This is a genomic window from Pantoea sp. 22096 (genome assembly GCF_052045955.1).
Lineage (GTDB): Bacteria > Pseudomonadota > Gammaproteobacteria > Enterobacterales > Enterobacteriaceae > Pantoea > Pantoea alfalfae.
In genome coordinates this window covers 12249-30470 of sequence record NZ_JBQEPW010000007.1, presented here as the reverse complement: position 1 = coordinate 30470, position 18222 = coordinate 12249, and the positions used below count along the sequence as shown (strand labels likewise).

Annotated in this window: 16 protein-coding genes and 1 pseudogene; 5 read left to right on the top strand and 12 right to left on the bottom strand. The window is 57.2% G+C overall.

Going from position 1 to position 18222, the window contains the following annotated elements; genetic code table 11:
* Window positions 1-30: 30 nt before the first annotated feature.
* The 8 genes from ACTJKZ_RS18550 to budA form a co-directional block, all read right to left on the bottom strand.
* Window positions 31-285: a Txe/YoeB family addiction module toxin gene (locus ACTJKZ_RS18550; RefSeq protein ID WP_161736637.1), complete on the bottom strand. Its 255-nt coding sequence runs from the start codon at window positions 283-285 to the stop codon at window positions 31-33.
* Entirely contained in the window at window positions 282-533 is a 252-nt protein-coding gene (yefM, locus tag ACTJKZ_RS18545; protein WP_222925667.1) for a YoeB-YefM toxin-antitoxin system antitoxin YefM, read from the bottom strand. Before yefM ends, ACTJKZ_RS18550 begins: the two co-directional genes overlap by 4 nt.
* Window positions 534-691: 158 nt before the next feature.
* Window positions 692-1531: an MBL fold metallo-hydrolase gene (locus tag ACTJKZ_RS18540; RefSeq protein WP_161736639.1), complete on the bottom strand. Its 840-nt coding sequence runs from the start codon at window positions 1529-1531 to the stop codon at window positions 692-694.
* Window positions 1532-1696: 165 nt separating this feature from the next.
* On the bottom strand, window positions 1697-3010 hold the full coding sequence (locus tag ACTJKZ_RS18535) for a CitMHS family transporter (RefSeq protein ID WP_161736640.1): 1314 nt from the start codon (window positions 3008-3010) through the stop codon (window positions 1697-1699).
* A 337-nt stretch (window positions 3011-3347) separates the two neighbouring features.
* Window positions 3348-4802 (bottom strand): flagellin N-terminal helical domain-containing protein, encoded by a 1455-nt coding sequence (locus ACTJKZ_RS18530; RefSeq protein ID WP_440829921.1) that lies wholly within the window; start codon window positions 4800-4802, stop codon window positions 3348-3350.
* Window positions 4803-5006: 204 nt separating this feature from the next.
* Window positions 5007-5780, bottom strand: coding sequence for a (S)-acetoin forming diacetyl reductase (locus tag ACTJKZ_RS18525; RefSeq protein ID WP_161736306.1), 774 nt, complete (start codon window positions 5778-5780; stop codon window positions 5007-5009).
* A 21-nt stretch (window positions 5781-5801) separates the two neighbouring features.
* Window positions 5802-7481 carry an acetolactate synthase AlsS gene (gene alsS / locus ACTJKZ_RS18520; protein ID WP_161736307.1) on the bottom strand — a complete coding sequence of 560 codons (1680 nt, stop codon included), beginning with the start codon at window positions 7479-7481 and terminating at the stop codon, window positions 5802-5804.
* 14 nt (window positions 7482-7495) lie between these two features.
* Entirely contained in the window at window positions 7496-8278 is a 783-nt protein-coding gene (budA, locus tag ACTJKZ_RS18515) for an acetolactate decarboxylase (protein WP_440829920.1), read from the bottom strand.
* 104 nt (window positions 8279-8382) lie between these two features.
* On the opposite strand from budA, the gene ACTJKZ_RS18510 reads away from it, so the two are divergent.
* Together ACTJKZ_RS18510 and ACTJKZ_RS18505 are read left to right on the top strand one after the other, a co-directional pair.
* The gene (locus ACTJKZ_RS18510) at window positions 8383-9288 is read left to right on the top strand and encodes a LysR family transcriptional regulator (protein ID WP_253418586.1); all 906 of its coding nucleotides are present in this window, start codon (window positions 8383-8385) and stop codon (window positions 9286-9288) included.
* Window positions 9289-9359: 71 nt separating this feature from the next.
* Window positions 9360-9605: a hypothetical protein gene (locus ACTJKZ_RS18505; protein ID WP_013356609.1), complete on the top strand. Its 246-nt coding sequence runs from the start codon at window positions 9360-9362 to the stop codon at window positions 9603-9605.
* A 62-nt stretch (window positions 9606-9667) separates the two neighbouring features.
* Here the strand turns inward: ACTJKZ_RS18505 and ACTJKZ_RS18500 are convergent, their stop codons facing one another.
* The 4 genes from ACTJKZ_RS18500 to ACTJKZ_RS18485 form a co-directional block, all read right to left on the bottom strand.
* Window positions 9668-12712: an efflux RND transporter permease subunit gene (locus ACTJKZ_RS18500; protein ID WP_440829919.1), complete on the bottom strand. Its 3045-nt coding sequence runs from the start codon at window positions 12710-12712 to the stop codon at window positions 9668-9670.
* Window positions 12709-13842, bottom strand: coding sequence for an efflux RND transporter periplasmic adaptor subunit (locus tag ACTJKZ_RS18495; RefSeq protein ID WP_440829918.1), 1134 nt, complete (start codon window positions 13840-13842; stop codon window positions 12709-12711). Before ACTJKZ_RS18495 ends, ACTJKZ_RS18500 begins: the two co-directional genes overlap by 4 nt.
* Window positions 13843-13935: 93 nt before the next feature.
* On the bottom strand, window positions 13936-15105 hold the full coding sequence (locus ACTJKZ_RS18490) for a sensor histidine kinase (protein ID WP_161736312.1): 1170 nt from the start codon (window positions 15103-15105) through the stop codon (window positions 13936-13938).
* Window positions 15102-15797, bottom strand: coding sequence for a response regulator (locus tag ACTJKZ_RS18485; RefSeq protein ID WP_161736313.1), 696 nt, complete (start codon window positions 15795-15797; stop codon window positions 15102-15104). The genes ACTJKZ_RS18490 and ACTJKZ_RS18485 overlap by 4 nt, the downstream gene beginning before the upstream one ends.
* Before the next feature lie 129 nt (window positions 15798-15926).
* On the opposite strand from ACTJKZ_RS18485, the gene ACTJKZ_RS18480 reads away from it, so the two are divergent.
* From ACTJKZ_RS18480 to ACTJKZ_RS18470, 3 genes and pseudogenes are all read left to right on the top strand, one after another.
* Window positions 15927-16712, top strand: coding sequence for a MipA/OmpV family protein (locus tag ACTJKZ_RS18480; RefSeq protein WP_440829917.1), 786 nt, complete (start codon window positions 15927-15929; stop codon window positions 16710-16712).
* A gap of 8 nt (window positions 16713-16720) precedes the next feature.
* Window positions 16721-16843 (top strand): hypothetical protein, encoded by a 123-nt coding sequence (locus ACTJKZ_RS18475; RefSeq protein ID WP_254920079.1) that lies wholly within the window; start codon window positions 16721-16723, stop codon window positions 16841-16843.
* Window positions 16844-17173: 330 nt separating this feature from the next.
* Window positions 17174-18123: pseudogene (locus ACTJKZ_RS18470) on the top strand (Rpn family recombination-promoting nuclease/putative transposase).
* The last annotated feature ends 99 nt before the right edge of the window (window positions 18124-18222 follow it).

Here is an 18222-nt window from a genome sequence, read left to right as displayed (position 1 = left end):
TAAGGGCTCAGGGGTAAGCTTATGAGCCCTTCAATAGTGATAACGGCATGAGGCGATTAATAAAGCGTCTCCACTGACGGCATAAACCAGCCGATGTTCTGCCGTAATTCTGCGTGACCAGAAGCCTGCAAGATTATGCTTTAATGGCTCGGGTTTTCCTTTGCCTTCAAAAGGCGTCCTGCTGGCATCTTTTAGCAACTCATTAATCTTTTTGACCGTTTTTTTATCGGTATCCTGCCAGTAGAGATAATCTTCCCAGGTTTCTTCGGACCAGGTCAGTTTCACTCAATAATATCCCTGTCAGTCCCGTTACCGCTTTGCAGGCTTTCGATGGAATCCATTAACCTGTGAGCATTCTTAGGTGACCGCAGCAGGTAGGCTGTCTCTTCCAGTGAGTTATATTCTTCAAGCGACATCAGCACGCAGGATTCACCGTTCTGGCGGGTGATTAATACCGGCGCTTTATCTTCAACCGTCTGAACCATAGTGGCAGACAGATTTTGTCGGGCTTCGCTGTAACTGATTGCTCTCATAGAACCTCCACAGAGTAAGTAATACAAGTCATTGTACAATGATAAGCTATGACAGGGAAGTCAGGTGAGAAGACTGGGGTACCATCACCGACGTGTTTTCTCTTGAGAAACTGATGGTACGGTGTTTCTCGCAGAGAAACAGGCAGTCAGATAACCCATCAGCGCAGCGGCGCATTGACCTGCAACGCATCCAGCTCACGCGCATCGTGACTGCAGAAAAAGGTGATTTCGCCGCCGCGCTGGCAGGAGAGTTCACGCAGTCGCTGCTGGTTGTGCCGTCTGGCCACATTATCTATGCCCATCATCCACTGGTAAAAACGCAATCCTGGCGTGCAGTGGCGCGTCGGCTGCCGCATTTCGCCGCGGTAGAACCAGGCGTCGCCGCCGTGCAGCAGCCAGCCATCGGGCTGCTGAATGGCAATGCCCGCGTGACCCGGCGTATGGCCCGCCAGCGGCACCAGCAGAACCTCCGGGGGTAAATCCCGCAGGCGATTAACCGCCTCAAAACCAAACCATGTTTCCCCCTGCGGCTGATAGGTTTCCCAGTTGCTGATCCCGCCCCATTGTCCGGGACGATAGCGCTCACGCGACAGCCAGCTGTGACGCTGGTGGGCGGTATCGACCTCCTGCTGCATCAGATGGATACGCGCCTGCGGAAAATCGGTTAGTCCGCCAGCATGATCAAAATCGAGATGGGTCAGAATAATATGGCGCACATCGTCAGCCCGAAAGCCCAGCGCCTTCACCTGTGACAAGGCGGTGAGATCGTCGCGCCGCTGAATATTGTTTAAGGCGCGGAAAAAGCCCGAGAGGCGACTGCCGGGCGTATGGATATCCTGCCGCCCAAAGCCGGTATCGACCAGCACCAGCCCGTCGCGGTCTGTCTCAATCAGCAGGCAGTGACAGACCAGGTGCGCCTTCAGGCCTTTACTGAATCCATCATAAAACGCGCCGCCCAGCGGGCACATACAGCCACAGTTAAGGTGGTGAATTTTCATCGGGCCTCCATAGGGTCATCGGCAAAATCTCTGAGAGACTACGGCCTGTCCGGCACGCAGCACATTAGCCTGGCTATAGAGTGTAGAGCGGGTTGAAACAACAGGCGGAGCGGTGAAGCGGATAACCGGGCAAAAAAAGCCGGTTATCCGCCAGAAAGCAGAAAATTAACTGTGGAACAGCGGGAAAGCACCGGTCAGCAGACCGCCCGCCATCAATACCAGACTGACCAGAATCCCCCACTTGATGGCAAAGCGCTGGTGGTCGCCGATATCGACTTTCGCCAGGCCCACCAGCAGGTAGACAGACGGCACCAGCGGACTCAGCAGGTGGAATGGCTGGCCGACAATAGAAGCGCGGGCAATCTCTTCTGCAGTAATACCGTAGCTGGCCGCCGTCTGGGCAATAACCGGCAGAATGCCGAAGTAAAAGGCATCATTCGACATAAAGAAGGTAAACGGCAGACTGACCAGCGCGGTAAACACCGCCAGGTAAGGTCCGAAGCTGGGCGGGATTACCGCCAGCAGGCTCTTCGCCATGGCGTCAACCATGCCGGTACCGGAGAGGATGCCGGTGAAAATACCGGCGGCAAAAATTAATGCGGTCACCGCCAGCACGTTACCGGCATGGGAACTGATACGGGCTTTCTGCTCCTCCAGCGTGGGATAGTTGAGCATCACTGCAATGGCAAACGCCAGCATGAACAGGATCTGAATCGGCATTAAACCAATCACCAGCAGCACCAGCAGCACGGTGGTCAGGATAAAGTTAGGCCAGAACATCTTCGGGCGACGGTTGGCAGCGCACTCTTCGGCATCGCCCAGACCCAGCTCGATGTTGTCGAGATGGTGATCTTTCATGGTCATCACGCCTAATCGTTTACGCTCACGCAGGCCAAACAGCACCGCCATCGCTACCAGGCTGACGCAGGCGAGCAGCATCGCGGGCAGCATTGGAATAAAGATGTCGAGAGCATCAATACGCAGTGCCGCCGCGGCACGCGCTGTCGGGCCACCCCAGGGAGAGAGGTTCATGATGCCGCTGGCGAGGTTGACCAGACAGGTCATCATCAGCACGTTCATGCCCAGCCGGTGATAGAGCGGCAGAAATGCGGCAATGGCAATCATGTAAGTGGTAGAGCTGTCACCATCCAGAGAAACCAGTAGTGTTAGTACCGCCGTTCCGACCAGCACTTTCAGGGGGTCACCGCGCACCATCCGAAGAATAAAGCGCACCAGTGGGTCAAACAGTCCGGCATCAATCATCAGACCAAAATAGAGAATGGAGAAGGTCAGCATTACACCGGTCGGAGCCAGCTTTTTGACGCCATCCAGCATCATGGCACCCAGGCCTGCGTAAAAACCGCCAATCAGCGCAAATATGGTTGGTATCAGGATCAGCGCAATCAAGGCTGACATACGTTTGGTCATGATCAGATACATGAAGCAAACAACCATGGAAAAACCCAGTATCGTCAGCAAATTAACAGCCCTCGCAATGGCGGAAAAGTAATGAAAAAGTTACATACCGGCAGGAAAATTCAGGTAATTACTTAGCGTGGTAATGATTAACCTGTTGTTTTAATTAACCCTGCATTCAAAGATGATAATAAATAGTTGTCAGTATTTAGCATTTCTTTAACAAAGAAGGGTGATCACGATCATCTTTAAACGGTTCTTAAACGAGATTGTGTGACTGAGATCAAAGGGTGATGAAGTGTAACCGGGGTTTCGGGCCAGCTGGGGCTGAATCAGGCGGGTAGTAGAGTGGTAGAGAAACAGGGTAACCGGCTGAGCCATGATGCTCAGCCGGTTAACGTTATTGGCTGCCTAACAGCTGAATAATCATCTCAGGGGTTTTATTGGCCATCTTACTGACGGCTGTCTGTCCCTGCTGAATAATCTGGCTGCGCGCCAGCTGACTCGCTTCTTCAGCATAGTCTGCATCCTGAATGCGGCTGCGAGCCGCTGAAGTATCCACGCCCTGCTGTGACAACACGTTACGATTGGATTCGTAACGGTTTATTTTTGCACCGTAGAGCGACTGATAGCCGCTGATCTTCTCCAGCGCTTTATCCAGCGCCCTCATGGTGGTGGCGATGTCGCCACTGGTCAGCAGGGTAGTGTTGTTCAGTCCCAGCGTTTTGGTATCTGACGGCGTAGCGGGAATGCTATCCGACTGGATCGGCTGACCATAGTCGGCGCTGGTGATCACTTCGAGAGGACGACTCTCATGTGGCGGCGTTGCAGGCACGCCTTTAGGTTCCGGAAGGTTTCCCCAGGTCAGACTACCGGTGAAGGAGCCGTTGCCGACCACCACCACAATCAAATCTTCGCTGACGGTGTCCAGCGAGATGCGCTCCAGCCGGGTGCCGGTATTGGTGCCGTTGTTGAAATCGCCGCTGGCGACATCTTCATAACGGTCGCCGTCACCGCTGTAGGTGATGTTCATCCCGTTGTAGCTGCTGCTGTTACTGCCCGCCAGCGCCCAGCTCGTGCCGCCTTCCAGCAGCTGTGCGCTGTCATAGGTCGCGCCAGTGGAGAAACCATTATTGCTGGTCAGCAGGCGGGATTGTGCCGTTGTCGGATCTGTAATGCCTTTACTGACCCAGGTGTAATCAGGCGCACTGCCGTCCAGCGGCGTACCGGCCAGATGCTTGCCGTCGCGGGTAAACAGCTGGAGATCGTCATCCTGACCCAGCGAGTCAATCGTAATGCTTATCGACGTTGCTCCTGCCGGGATATAGGCCAGTGGGATCACACCCGAGGTAAATGAGTAACTCTTGCCCGGGATCGGGAATTTTACGTTGATAGGGTCAACGTTACCCAGTTTCGCAGGCGGCAGATCGGGATTATCGGTTGCCAGCGGATAACGCCCAAAAATTTCGGTGTGATCGGCAACGTCGTTGATGCCAGCCATTATCTGCTGATACTGGTTGTTGACGCTCTGCCGATCCGCGTCCGACAGCGTACCGTTAGCGGCCTGGACCGACAGCGTACGCGCCTGAATCAGCAGATCGACGATAGTGCCCAGGCCGCCACTGGCGGTCTGGGAATAGCTGATGGCGTCATTAAGGCCGCGTGCCACTACCGCGTCGGCGTTGACATTGGCCGTCATACGGTTGGCAATCGCCTGACCTGCCGCATCGTCTTTAGCACTGTTAATCCGCATCCCTGATGATAGCCGTTCAACCGTTCGTCCCAGAACGGAGTCAATACCGTACCGCAATTTGTTCGTAATGGCGGCGGTTTCGTTATGGTTGATCGTTAACATGGTCGCTTCGAACAGGGAGAGGAGTCTCTGTTTTATCGGCAGGGTGATAAGCAGCTTTAATCTCTGCGGCGACAAAAACTGCGCAAAGACGGGGACAGGAAGGCAACTGGCTGATGGGTAATTGCTTTTCAGATAAAATAAATTAACGGTTCGCCAGGTCAGGAAAGAAGCCTGCTGCGCAGAGACGCAGCAGGCGAGGGGAGATTAGTTAAACACCATGCCGCCGTCAATCAACAGCGACTGACCGGTCATATAATCGGAGTCGGGACTGGCGAGGTAAGCAACGCAGGCGGCCACATCCTCCGGCTCGGAAAGCCGTCCCAGCGTAATACGTTTTGCAAATTCTTCGGTGCCGTAACCGGCGGGTTTTCCGGCGGCTTCAGAGATTTGCCGGTCGATCTCTTCCCACATCGGTGTTCGGACAATGCCCGGGCAGAAGGCGTTGACCGTGATACCGGCGGGTGCCAGATCGCGCGCGGCGGTCTGTGTCAGGCCACGCACGGCAAACTTACTGGAGCTGTAGACCGCCAGCTCTGGATTGCCGACGTGACCCGCCTGCGAACAGGCGTTGATGATTTTGCCGCCGTGACCTTCAGCCGCAAACGCCTTGATGGCGGCCTGCATGCCCCAGATCACCCCTTTGACATTGACATTGTAGACCTTGTCGACCACCGCTTCGGTGATCTCAGCAATCGGCGTCGAGGGCGCAATACCGGCGTTATTGACGATGACGTCAAAACCGCCCAGTGTGCGACGCGCCTCTTCAACAGCGTCCATCACCTGATCGCGCTGCGAGACATCCACTTTCAGCGCAATCGCTTTACCGCCCTGCTGATTGATCTTCTCCGCAACCAGGCGGGCAGTCTCCTGATTGAAATCGGCTACGGCCACCGCCAACCCATCTTTTGCCAGACGCAGGGCGATCGCTTCACCAATGCCCTGGCCTGCGCCGGTTACAAATGCCACTCTGTTTTTCATCCTGATTTCCTTTTTACGAGATTAAAGAAGCTGGCTCAGATGCAGCTGACCCATCAGCAGCGGGTTGTCGGCGTAATCGACCGGCACAGCCACCACGGCAGGACCCTGAACATCCATCGCTTTACGCAGCGTCGGCTCCAGTTCTGCTGCGCTGGTCACCGCAAAGCCCGCAGCGCCAAACGCTTCGGCGTAGGCTTTGAAATCGACCGGGCCAAAATTGACACCGGAGACGCGGTGATATTTTTTCTCTTCCTGCATTGCCACCATGTTGTAGGCGTTATCTACCCAGACGATGTGCAGGATATTGGCTTTTAACCGGACGGCAGTTTCCAGCTCCATGCTGGACTGCAGGAAGCCACCATCCCCTGAAACCGATACCACTTTGCGCTGCGGATCGACCAGCCAGGCACCAATCGCCCACGGCAGCGCTACGCCCATGGTCTGCTGACCGTTGGAGATCATGATCTGGCGGGCACGGAAGCTGTAGAGATAACGGGCGATCCAGATGTGGAAGCTGCCCATATCGACGGTGAGGCTGACGTCGCTGTTAATGATGTCCTGCATGGCGCGCACGATACGCAGCGGATGCAGGGCAAATTGATTGAGGCTGGCACCCTGCATCGCCAGCAGTTTGCGCTGCTGCTGACGATCTTCAAGAATGCTGGCGGCTTCTGCTGTCAGCTGCAGCGGCGCGGTAATGCGTGCTGCCAGTTTACGCACGGTGGCGGCGATATCGCCCACCAGCTCGGCGTCCGGCAGGTAGCGGTTGTCGGTCTCTGCCGGAATCACGTCGATGTGAATCAGGGTGGCGTTACCGCTGTTCCACATCGCCGGTTCGTATTCTACCGGGCTGTAACCGATGGTGATGATCAGGTCAGCCTGTTGCAGCAGCCGGTCACCCGCCTGGTTGTTAAACAGTCCGACGCGACCGGCAAAGCGTGAGAAGTGATCCTGTCTGATCGCGCCCGCCGCCTGATAGGTGCTGGTGACCGGAATGTGGCTGCGGCTCAGCAGATCGTGAATGGCTTCGCTATTTTCCGGCTGGCTCGCCATTAATCCCAGCAGGATGACCGGATTTTTCGCCCCGGCAATGGCCTGGCTGACCGTGTCGATCATCGCGTCTGGCGCGGCACCCAGCACCGGACGGCCTTTGCTGCTCAGTGCTTTGCCGGTCACCGGCTGGTCGACAATATCCTGCGGCAGGCTGATAAAGGCGCCTCCGCCCCGGCCATGCTCGGCGTGACGAAATGCATTCGACAGGCATTCAGAGAGCGCAGAGGGATCGGTCACCTCAACCGCATATTTGGTGATCGGGCGAAACATGGACACCGTATCCATGCTCTGGTGAACCTGCTTGGCGCTGTCCGAGCGTTTCACCTGGCCGCCGATGGCGACGACCGGATCGCCTTCGCTGGTGGCGGTGGCCATGCCGGTAATCAGGTTGGAGCAACCCGGTCCGGAGGTGACCAGTGCCACACCGGCATTGCCTGTCAGGCGGCCTACTGCGGCGGCCATAAACGCGGCGTTGGCTTCATGACGAACCGGGATGGTCTGAATGGAGGAATCCAGCAGGGAGTCAAAAACCTTATCGATCTTTGCGCCAGGGATGCCAAAGACGTGCTGTACGCCCTGCGCCTCAAGCTGCGCGACCACCAGGTCAGCGCCGCAGGTCCAGAGAGTCGTATCGGTTGGAGTTTTCATCGTCATTCCTCTGATTAGCTTTCTACCGCACGGATCGCGGCGTCAAGATTGGCGGGGTTCAGGTCGGCATTGAGAAAGTCACTGTCCTGCGGCAGATCCACGACCAGCTTGCTGATGGCACCAAAGGTCAGGGTGCCCTGTTCCAGCGCGTAATCGAGAATGTGGCCGCCGCCTTCGCGGTCGTCGGTAATAAAGTGTTCGTGATAGCCCGCTACGTTAATGCCCTGCATATACTGCGGCGTGCGGAAGCCAATCAGCTCGCCCGCGCGCTGGCTGAAGGCAAAGGTCGGCTGATCGCCCAGCACTTCCGGCATGGAGCGATACGGGCGGCACTGGCACGGCACGGTGCGGGTGTCGACGTGGCTGAAACGACCGCTGATGCGCAGCGCGCAGAACTGGTTATCGGAGGTGATTTCGCTGTCGATCACCCGATGGATCGCCTCGCGCGACATGGGCCGGTCAAACTCAAACTGGTGCTGCGGCCTGAAGAAGGTCATCACCGCAAACGGAGTTTTCTGTGCCGGGTCGGCCGGATGCGCACTGCCATCTGAGTGCAGCTGATAAACCTTGCTGTCGAACGCAATCATCTCGCCATCCAGCCGGTTGAACGTGCCCAGGCCGAAATCCCCTTTACGCATCAGGTCAGCGATGCGGACGTTGCCGTCGTAGACGCCGCTCAGCAGCGCACTCATTAAAGAGGTCTGATAGATAACGCTTTCTGGTGCATCCTGAGAAAGCGTTAAGACAGTATGTTTTATTTGATCCTCACAGGAACAATCAGTTACACAATTGCTCATTTCATGCCTCATCGATTAACCGTTAAGCCGTGTTAACCTAATGGTGAACCGATTCAGTCGGTGGGTCCAATAGCGAAACCTGTTAATTTTGAGACGTTTTTGATATGGAACTGCGCCACCTGCGTTATTTTGTTGCCGTAGCCGAGACGCTTCACTTCACCCGAGCCGCTGAAATGCTGGGGATTTCTCAGCCACCCCTGAGCCAGCAGATACTGCGGCTGGAGCAGGAGATTGGCACACCGCTGCTGAAACGGCTGACGCGCGGAGTGGAACTTACTGAAGCAGGAGAAGCGTTTCTGGCGGATGCGCAGCAAATTGTCCAACTGGCCGATCAGGCGCTGGAGAACGCGCGAGGTATTGCCCGCGGGATCAGCGGTCAGCTGTCGCTGGGGTTTGCCAGCTCGGTGGCGTTTAATCCGCGCATCTTCACCCTTATCCGGCAGTTTACGGAACGCTATCCGGCGATGGAGCTGCTGACGCGTGAAGAGAACATGTCGTTGCTGATGCAGGATCTGCAGGAGGGGTTACTGGATGCTGCCTTTATCCGGCTGCCGTGCGAAAGCAGCAAAGCGTTTAATCTGCGCGTGATCTCCACCGAGAAGATGCTGATAGCACTGCCGCGCTGCCATCCTCTAAGCGGTACGCCAACAGTCGCGTTGTCCGCGCTGGCGGATGAAACCCTGATAATCTTCCCGCGCGACGTTTCGCCTAGCCTGTATGAGCTGATTGTCACGGCCTGCCTGCGGGCCGGCTTTTCCCGTCACACTTTTCAGCAGGCGCCACAGATCACCACATCGCTGGGTATGGTGGCGGCAGGCTGCGGGATTGCGCTGGTGCCAGAGTCGCTGCGCTGCGTCGATAACCCGGAGGTCAGCTTCTGCGATATCGAAAACAACACGCTGTTTACTGATGTTGCCTTTGCCTGGCGTCGGCATCATCCATCAAAAGCGGTGCTGCATCTGCTGGCGCTGCTGGCCGAACCGCCTGCGACACCAGGCGAAGCGGGTTGATAAGCGCCAGCTATTGAACTGAAAACAATAACCAACTGGCGGCCCGTGGCCGGGATGCGAATAATCGGTGCATGACTACATACCGCGTAAGAGTCGGGTATCACAACCCGTCAGCCCTGACATTCAGGCAACTGGATGAAATTCTGGAGCCGCAGCGATTCTGGAGAACAGATTCGGCGGGCGGCCAGTTCCGCTATTTCATGGAGTATGAGTACCAGTCTGACGTGCGCGACCTCTGTTCGGTCTGCTCACTGGCCTACAGTCAGGCCTGCAAAGTCAGAAAGTGCCCGCTGATTCTGGTCGAGGTGATGAACTGAACGCGTCCGGCGAGGCCGCGGCTCTCAGCACGGGATCGCCGGGCGTTTTTTATGTGACAGTTTTAACCTGAACGTCGCTGCATGAGCAGACTTAACGCGGCGGGCAGCACCGTGAGTGTTACCAGCGTGCCGCTGACCAGACCGCCAATAATCGCCAGCGCCATCGGCCCCCAGAAAACCTGATGGGCGATGGGGATCATGCCGAGGATCGCAGCACAGGCGGTCAGCAGAATGGGACGCGCCCGGTGATGCGCGGCCTGCCGGATAGCGTCATCATCTGGCAGGCCGGCGCGGCTGTTCGCATCCACTTCACTGATCATAATCACCGCGTTGCGGATGATGATCCCCGCCAGCGCAATAATCCCCAGCAGCGCCACAAATCCCAGCGGTGTGCCAGCCGGCAGCATCGCAGATACGATGCCGGGCAGGCCAAACGGGGCCATACTCAGCGCCAGCAACATGCCTGAGAAGCGTTGCAGCTGAATCATCAGCAGGACCAGCATGGCGCAGATCGTTACTGGCAGCAGGGCAAACACCGAACCATTGCCTTTGTCCGACTCCGCCGCCACGCCTCCTTCCTCAATACCGTATCCGGCTGGCAGTGAGGCGTGCAGGGCGGCGACATCAGGTGCGAGCTGTTGCGAGACCTGCTCAGCCCGCTGACCCGGTGCAATATCGGTCTGCACGGTAATGTATGAGAGTCGCTGACGGCGCCAGATCACCGGATCATCCACGCCCCAGTTCAGGGTCGCTACCTGGCGCAACGGAATTTTCTGTCCGCTGGCGTTGGTGATCATCATTCCTTCCAGCGTCTCCGTGTTCTGCCGTTCCGTATTATTGCTGCGCAGCACCACATCAATCAGCCGGTTGCGATCGCGCAGGGTAGTCACCACACTGCCGGACATCAGGGTGTTCAGCGCGGAGGCGATGGTGTCGGACGACAGGCCGGCGGCGCGGGCGGCGGTCTGGTTTACCGCCAGCGTCATGACCCGTTCCGGTTCCCCGGCGGTGAGATTGACCTCGCGGGTCAGCGGAGAGCGGGCGATCAGCGCTGCCAGATCACTGGCAGCCTGCCGCACCCGGGCATTGTCCGGGCCGGTGATGCGATATTTCAGCGGCCAGCCCACCGGCGGACCCAGCTCCAGCGGCGAGACGCGCGTCGTGATATCACTGAAATCCGCGGCCAGTTTCTTCTCCAGCCTGCTGCGCAGCCGATCGCGTACCGCCAGACTTTTCGCCATCACCACCAGCTGCGCGATGTTTTCATTATCCAGCAGCACATCCATCGGCAGATAGAAGCGTATTGCGCCAGAGCCGACGTAACTGGTGAAGTTTGCGACATCCCGATCGCTGCGCAGCATCTGTTCCAGCTGTGCAGTACGGCGCGTGGTTTCCGCCTGGGCCGCGCTGGCGGGCAGCGTCAGGCTGACCAGCAATTCAGGGCGGTCTGACGCCGGGAAAAATTCACCCTGCATAAAGGTGGTGGCGTAAAGGCTGACCAGCAGGACCGTCAGCGCCGCGCCAATCGTCATCAGCGGGTGGCGCAGAATCACCTCCAGCAGCCCGTGATAGCCGCGCGTCATTAAGCCCGGCGGCTGGTGGGTTTTGATGCGCTTCGCTGACAGCAGCCAGCAGCCGGTGAGCGGCGAGAAGATGATCGCAACCACCCACGAGCAGAGCAGCGCCAGGGTAATCACCACAAACAGTGAGTAGCAATACTCCCCGGCACTGGACGCGGCAAACCCGACCGGAATAAAACCGGCGATCATGACCAGCGTACCGGTCAGCATCGGAAAGGCGGTGGTTTTGAATGCATACGTCGCGGCCTGCCACTTACTGTCGCCCGCTTCGAGTCGCGCCACCATCGCCTCGACGGTGATCATGGCGTCATCCACCAGCAGCCCGAGCGCAATAATCAGCGCGCCCAGCGAGATGCGCTGCAGTCCGATGCCCGCCAGCAACATGCCGGTAAAGGTCATCGCCAGCACCAGCGGAATAGCCGCCGCCACGACCAGACCGGCACGGAGTCCCAGCGAAACGAAGGAGACAGCTAACACGATGACAACCGCTTCGCCCAGTATCCGGACAAAGCCGCTGACCGCTTGTTTCACCACGGAAGACTGATCGGCTATGCGAGTCATGGTGATGCCGTGTGGTAACTGTCCGGCCAGTGTCTGCATGCGCTGGTTAAGCTGTTTACCGAAATCGAGCATATTGCCGCTGGCGGCCATGGAGATCGCCAGCCCGATAGCCGGCACGCCGTTGACCCTAAAGGTGGGCGTCGGCGGTTCAGCAGGTTGCAGGCTGATGGTCGCCAGATCGTTCAGCGGGATAAAACGCTCACCGATATGCAGGGTAATTGCTTTCAGGCTTTCAACCGAGGTCAGGGTGCCGCTGACCCGAAGCGCAATATTCTCGCGGTCGGTACGCAGGCTGCCCGCCGGGACGACATCGTTCTGGGCTTTAATGGCGTCGCTGACCTGCTGTAAATCAAGGCCCATGCCGTTCAGCTTGCGCGGGGAAAAGGCGATAACCACCTGCTGCTCCTGTACACCCAACAGGCTGGTTTTACCGATGTCGGGCAGACTGGCCAGATTGCGACGCAGGTTATCGACCCGATCGCGTAGCTCTCTGGCGGTAAAACCTTCTGCCGTGAAGCCATAAATGGTGCCAAAGGTGTCGTCAAACTCGTCGTTAACGGCAGGACCCTGCACGCCCAGGGGCAGTGAAGGGGCAACGTCATGCATCTTTTTACGCAGCTGATACCAGATGCCGGCCACCTGAGAGGGCGGCGTGTCATCGCGCAGGTTGACATAGATGACGGTTTGTCCGGCGCGGGTTTCGCTCTCGACCGCATCCAGCGACGGGATCTCCTGCACCTTCTGTTCCAGCACGTCAGTCAGCAGTTGCACGGTGGTATTCACGTCAGCGCCGGGCCATTGGGCAGATATTACGGCGGTTTTGATAGTAAACGCTGGGTCTTCATTGCGTGACAGGCGTTCATAACTCAGCACACCCGCCGCCATCACCAGCAACATGAAAAAGATCACCAGCTGCTGATGCGCCAGCGCCCAGCCGGAGAGGTTAAAGCCAGTCATTTTTTTCATGAGCCCTCCGGAGCCAGCGTCACTTTTTCACCGGGCTGCAGGGTGCCGACGCCAGCGGTAACAACGCGCTCACCTGGCCGGATCCCGGCAGAGACAAAGATTTGCTGTGCGCTGAAGCGGGCCAGCACTACCGGACGAAGCTGCAGGCGTGACGCCGCATCAACCACCAGCAGCGCGGGCTTATCTGCGAAGCGGGTCAGGGCGCTGGCGGGCAGGGCGATGACCGGCGGTTGCGCATCGGGAAGCGTGACGGTGACGGTGGCTCCCAGAGCCATCGCCTCCGATGGCTGATTCATTGAGATGCGCAGCCGCCAGGTACGGGTCTGTGAATCGGCCTGCGGGCTGATGTCACGTATCGTGCCACTGGCCTGGATGCCCGGGTCAGCGAGCAACGTCACCTTCAGCGCAGTCCGGTCGTCAGCTCGCAACAGAGCAGGTGTTGTCAGGTCAAACACGGCATCGCGTGCATCACCGGCTGCCAGCGTCATGACAGTCTGTCCGGCGCTGACCACCTGACCGGGCTGAACCGTGATGGCGGTGATCCGGCCTGCTGCCGGCGCAGTCAGCTGAGTCCAGCTGAGGTTATCCTGGGCATTTTTCAGCGCCGCTTCGCTGCTAAGGCAGCGGGACTGCGCGCTCTGCCAGTCCGCCTTAGCGCTATCCAGCTGGCTGCGGGCGATGGCTCCGCCGGGCATTAGCAGCCGCATCCGATGCAGGTTAAGCGCGGCGACCCGCTCGGCGGCGCGGGCGCTGTCGAGATCGGCCCGCGCGCTGCTCAGCTGATTACGAGGCTGATCGTTTTCCAGCGCGGCCAGCAGTTGCCCGGCGCTGACACGATCGCCCAGCTCAACCGCGCGGTTCACCACCCGGCCATCCAGCCTGAAGGCCAGCGCGACCTCTTCATGAGCGCGGATTTCGCCAGTCAGCACGCGTGACGCGTCACTGCTGAGCGGCGGGGCGATCATCGTTTTGACCGGGCGGCGCGGGGCGGCTGGCGGGGCAACATTGTTGTCCCGGCAGCCGGTCATGATGAATACGCCGAGCAGCACGAACACGATTGGCGCGAAGATGTGAACACTGAAGAGATGACGCCACACCTGGCGGGCAGCATCCGATAAGAAGTCTGTCATAACCGGGTTCCTTTAATGAGTTGTGCTCATTGAACCCGGCCTGTGTCCAGAAATGTTCCATGAACCATCAAGAAATGGTCAAGCCAGAACAATTTATCTCGCCGGCAGCGTTATCCCGATCAACAGACCGCCGTCGGCGGGTAGCGTGGCGTAAAGCGATCCGCCGTGCGCCTCGACGATCGCTTTGGCGATTGACAGTCCCAGACCGCTGCCGCCGGAGTGGCGGGCGCGTGAAGAGTCAGCACGGGTAAAGCGGTCAAACAATTGCGGCAGGAAGTCCGGCTCCACACCCTGACCATAATCGCGGAAGGTCATTATGATCGCCTTATCGTTCTGGCTGGCGGTGATCAGCAACGCGCCACCGTCGGCAGCATAGCGCAGCGCATTTTCACAAATGATGGTCACCACCTGGCCCAGCCGGAAGGTATCGGCATACAGCCGCAGATCGTTGGGTGATGTCACGCTGATGGCAATCCCCGCCTGTTCTGCCTGCGGCAGAAGCCAGCCGGAGCGCTCGCGTAGTAACTCGCTGAGATTAAACCACTCGCGGTTGAGAGTAAGCTGCCCGGCATCCGCCAGCGACAAGAGATGCAGTTCGTCTGTGAGGCGGCTGAGCTGTGTCAGTTGCTTCATGATCATTGCCAGCTGCTGCGGCTCGGCAGGGAAGACGCCATCCAGAATGCCCTGCAGGCGGCCGATCGCCGCCGTCAGTGGCGAGCGAAGTTCGTGTGCCATCGCCACATGCGAGGTGCGTAGCTCTCGCTCGTAACGCGCCAGCTGCTGCGTCATCTGGTTAAAATCTTCGGTAAATCGCACCAGTTCCTGCGGCGCTTCTTTCACTACCGCCGCCGTCCGGCCAAATTCGCCTTTCGACACCGCACGCGCCGCCGTCGCCAGCTGGCTGAACTGCGCCGATAGCGGACGGGCGAAACGCAGCGCCATCATCACCATAAACGGGATGGTGACCACCACCAGGATCAGCACGATCAGCCAGTCAGATGATGCCAGCGAAGGATCGGAAAAGTTGATCCCCCACCACTGATCGACAATCTGATGAAAGCGCGCCGGATCGCTGGCGGGATGATGGCGTAGCTGTGTGAACTCATCAAGCAGCGCGGGCGGCATCCGGTAGTAGACCCAGAACGCCTGCACCGCAAAGCGCAGCCACATACAGGCGGCGATCAGGATCACGCTGCCGATGGCCAGAAACAGCACCCGGATGCAGATCCAGCGCCACAGTGAGGTATGCGTATTGTTCTTCATGGCTGTCTGAACCGGTAACCGACGCTGCGAACCGCCGGTAAGACGTCTGAGATGCCTGCAGCCTCCAGTTTACGGCGCAGGTTATAGACGTGGGTATCGACTACACGCTCCAGTGCATCGCTTTCCGGCAGACAATGCTCCAGCAGAAACAGGCGGGTAAAAGGCCGCGTCGGCGCACGCATCAGGGTGACCAGCAGGGAAAATTCGGTGGGCGTCAGATCGAGGCGGCGCGGTGCATCACTGTCACACTCTACCACGGCGGTGAGTGCCAGCGGATCAACCACCAAACCCGCCCAACGTAGCGATTCTGCGGCGGGCGCATGACTCTGGCTGCGGCGCAGCACGGCCTGAACGCGCGCCACCACTTCGCCCGGATGATAGGGTTTGACCACGTAGTCATCTGCGCCATAGCGCAGGGCACCGATACGGTCCGGCGCGTCACCCATCGCCGTCACCATGATTACCGGGGTATCGTCACGCCGCCGCAGCGCGGCCAGCACTTCGGTGCCGTTCATGCCGGGCAGCATAATATCCAGCAGGATCAGATCGGGCTGCCAGCGTCCTGCAGTTTCCAGCCCGCCGGGTCCGTCACCGGCAATCATGACCTCATAATTTTCACGTTTCAGGTAGGCCTCGAGTACACCCGCCGCATCAGCATCATCTTCAATAATCAGTACACGTTTTGACTGCATTTTCGGATCACCTTGACTGTTTCTTCATAAATCCCTGGTCGTTAATTGACACTCGCCCCGCATACTCCGGCTATTGACGCGGCTCTGAACCCCTCAGCTCCGCACCTGATGTGATAATGAGGAAACGTGATGATAACCGGAAAAATAACGCTGCACATGGTCTGTTTTTCGCTAGGATTCTGTGCCGCGACTGCCATGGCTGATGAGACTACGCCGCCCCCAAGCGCCACGCTGGGCATCGCAGGTATCAATGCACCACGCTATAGCGGCGCCGATAAGCAGCACTGGCAGCTGATGCCGGTGATCCAGGCGCGCGATGGCGCCTTCTTTTTAGACTCACAGAAAGGCATTGGCTACGATCTGCAGGCGGATAACGGCCTTTATCTGGAACATACGCTGGGCTACGGGCTGGGTCGCTCTGACCGTAATTCATCGTGGCGCGACGGTGATGACCGGCTCAGGGGCATGGGGAATATCGACGCAACAATGAACACCGCGCTGGCGCTGGGATGGTCGGTAACGCCGTGGTTGGTGCTGGAGGGCAAAGCGACGCTGCCATTAAGTGATAGTCAGGGCGCGCAATACCGGACGTCTGTGACCCTGATCCCCTGGCAGACCCAGGAGGATACGGTGGCACTGCAGGTGGCAGGTCTGGCTGGCGATGCGCGTTATATGAATACCTGGTATGGCGTGAGCAGTAGGCAGAGTGCACGTAGCGGGTTTGAACGCTACGACGCCGCGGGGGGATTTTATGGCACCGACACCAGCCTGACCTGGAGTCATCAGTTCACGCCTGCCTGGGCCGCCAGCGTGATCGGTGACTACAGCTGGCTGGATAAGCATGCTTCAGATAGCCCCATTGTTGCACGGCACAACGGCGCATCGGCCACCCTGGCATTGAGCTACACCTTCTGAATGGCACCATGAAGAAAAGTGAGATGCGCAGCCACCGTCTTTTGCTTGCGGCACTGATTTTATTGTATGTAGTGGTCTATACCCTGACAGGCGTGGCGCTTAGCCTGTTGGATGCGCCGGGACGGGGATAGGGAGCGGGCGGTATAAACAGCGTGATCGGGCTGGTTATGCCGTGACTTAAATAGAAAATTAACTTTTCGTAAAGCTGTTCAGACATTAATGGTCAGCGTAAGAAGTTTCGGGTACATCCGGATTTTTTAATTATCGCTATATAAATTGATCAAGGTGATTAATTTAGATTGCCTCGTAATTCATCTTGCTAATAAATTTTTTAAAAGAGCATGGGTGTGGTTGATCTATATAACTTGAGCAAGATTTAAATATTATAAATTAAAATCTGATCCATTAAGATAGCCTCTTCGCTGTGGAAGCAGCGCATGGAATTTACAGGGGCTGAACTGATGAAAAATAAAAATAGTGCTACACCTCATGATGCTACTTTTCGACAGTTTCTTACGCATCCGGATGTTGCCAGAGATTTTATGCAGATCCACCTTCCGGAGAAATGCTTAAAATCTGCGATCTCACCACACTGAAGCTTGAGTCCGGATCATTTGTTGAAGACGATTTGCGTCAATACTTCGGTGACGTTTTATATAGCCTCAGAACCTCAACCGGTGACGGATATATTCATGTTCTGATTGAACACCCATCCACCCCTGACAGGCATATGGCATTCCGCCTGATACGTTATGCGGTAGCTGCTATGCAGCGCCACCGTGAAGCTGGCCATAAAAAGCTGCCTTTAGTCATACCTGTATTGTTCTATACCGGTAAGCGCACTCCCTATCCGTGGTCGACCCGCTGGTTCGACGAATTTGATGATCCGGTAGTGGCGGAAAGTCTTTATAGAGGCGCCTTCCCGCTGGTGGACATTACGGTCATCCCGGATGACGAGATCATGACTCATCGCAGTATGGCCGCCCTGACGCTTTTACAGAAACATATTCATCAACGCGACATTGCAAGCCTGACTGACCATCTGGTCACGCTATTCATGGCCGATTATCTTTCTTCACCCCAGGTGATGACGCTGATACACTATTTACTGCAGGCTGGTGAGTCAGCTGACTACGAAGCTTTCGTTCGCGAACTGGCACAGCGGGTGCCACAACACGGAGGCGCACTGATGACCATCGCACAGCAGCTTGAACAAAAAGGGATCGAAAAAGGGCGCGCAGAAGGTATCGAGCTTGGTGTGCGGCGTGGTATTGAGAAAGGTCGTACTGAAGGACAGCGTGAAGCTACCCTGAAAATTGCGCGCACTATGCTACAAAACGGCCTTGATCGTAAAACTGTCTTAGAAATGACTGGCCTGACGTCAGACGATCTGGCGCAAATACGACACTAATATAAACAAGAGTAAACCCGGTCATGACCGGGTTATCGTTTTAAATACCGCACCAGATAAATCATCATAATTATCAGAAAGGAGTAACCTGCATAAGCC